This window comes from Comamonas sp. FUJ_7, from assembly GCF_057369555.1.
In genome coordinates this window covers 1-1,549 of sequence record NZ_JBXXZI010000027.1, presented here as the reverse complement: position 1 = coordinate 1,549, position 1,549 = coordinate 1, and the positions used below count along the sequence as shown (strand labels likewise).

The following is a 1,549-nucleotide window of genomic DNA, read 5'->3' as shown; positions in this document are numbered from 1 at the left end:
TCAGGTCAATCAGGCGGTGAGCAATCTCGACCAGATGACGCAACAAAATGCGGCGCTGGTGGAGGAGTCCAGCGCTGCGGCGCTGTCCATGCAAGAGCAGGCAGAGCGCTTGGCCGAGGTGGTATCCATCTTCAGGCTGGGGCAGGAAAGCGGCTACATCAAGTCGGCTGCACCTCAGCGACCTGGAAGACAGCCTGATAGCCGTGTTGGCCCCGTTAGCCCCGCTATGGCGCCGGTCAAGAAGCCCGCTGCGATACCCGCAAAGCCAGCGGCCAGGCCGGTAGTGGTTGCCGCAGTGAGTGGCGCAGCTGCTACTGCCGCATTGAGTACAGGCAAGCTCAAGCAGCTTGCTGATGCCGATGATGGTGAGTGGGAGACTTTTTAAGCAAGGCCATTCATTGGCCATAACCTCTTCAAGCCCGCTGCTTCCTTTTGGGAGCAGCGGGCTTTTTCATGGCTAGTCTCGATCTTTGACTGCCTGAGAACCGGGAAAGTCCTGAGGAGATGCTTCATTTCCAGGATCAACATAACCTGTAACAATTATTAATATATGCCCTCAACTTCTCGGCTTGAACGCGGCTGGGATGTAGGGAGGACGTCAGGGGCCAGGAATTGACCGCCAGAGTCATGGACAAGCCAGCCCAGAGATCACGATGCGGACGTGCCTGTGTGTGGCTTCTTTTGTCTGGATTGGTTGGTTCATGAAGTTGTTTCAGTTCACCGTAGCCCAAAGGCTATGGGCTTTGGTCATGGGTTTGCTGGCAGGCATGCTGCTGGTGGTTGCTGGCAGCCTGGTTTATGCAGAGCGCGTCAACGATGGCGTGTTCTCCGCAGTCGTTGAAGCGCAGGCCGCTGCAGCTCAGGCCAAGGAATGGCGCCTTCTGACGCAGATGAGCATGGATCGCTTTACAGCGGCAGCCATGTCCACCGAAGAAAATCTGGTCGAACACCAGTACAAGGCCATGGCGGGTCTGATTGCCAGCATCAATGAATTGCGTGACAAGGTGCTGGCGCAAGTGCGCACCAATGAGGCCAAGCAGTTGATGGCCGAGGTCAATCTGCACAGGGATCAGCTCTTTACGGTGAACAAGGCCGTGGATCAAGCCCGTCGTGCACGCGACTTTGCACAATCGCTCACGCTGATTGAAGAGCAGCTCAATCCGGTTGCTGAAAAATACTATGCGGCGCTGGATGCTTATGTGCATTTGCAAGACCGCTACCAGCAGCAGGCGGTGGAGCAGGGCGCAGCCAGTCGCTCCAAAGCCTATGTGCTGATTGCTTTGGCCTGCAGCGCCATCATGCTGCTGGGTCTGGTGACGGCGGTATTCATCATGCGCTCCATCAACAAGCCTTTGGTGCAGGCCGTGGCGCTGGCCGATGCCATTGCCGAGGGAGACCTGAGCACGCGTACCGAGCATCGTCAGAATGACGAGCTGGGGCATCTGCACCGATCTCTGAACACCATGGCAGAGCGCCTGCGCACCGTGGTTGGTCAGGTGCGCTCGGGCGTGGAATCGGTGTCTTCGGCCTCCGGCCAGATCGCCACAGA

Annotated in this window: 1 protein-coding gene and 1 pseudogene; both read left to right on the top strand. The window is 57.7% G+C overall.

Translation table 11 applies throughout. From position 1 onward, the window contains the following. Nucleotides 1-385: pseudogene (locus tag AC2I9W_RS17615) on the top strand (methyl-accepting chemotaxis protein); the annotation flags it as partial. A 316-nt stretch (nucleotides 386-701) separates the two neighbouring features. After that, nucleotides 702-1,549 (top strand): HAMP domain-containing protein (locus AC2I9W_RS17610; RefSeq protein ID WP_486411208.1); only part of this gene is annotated, 848 nt, incomplete at its 3' end.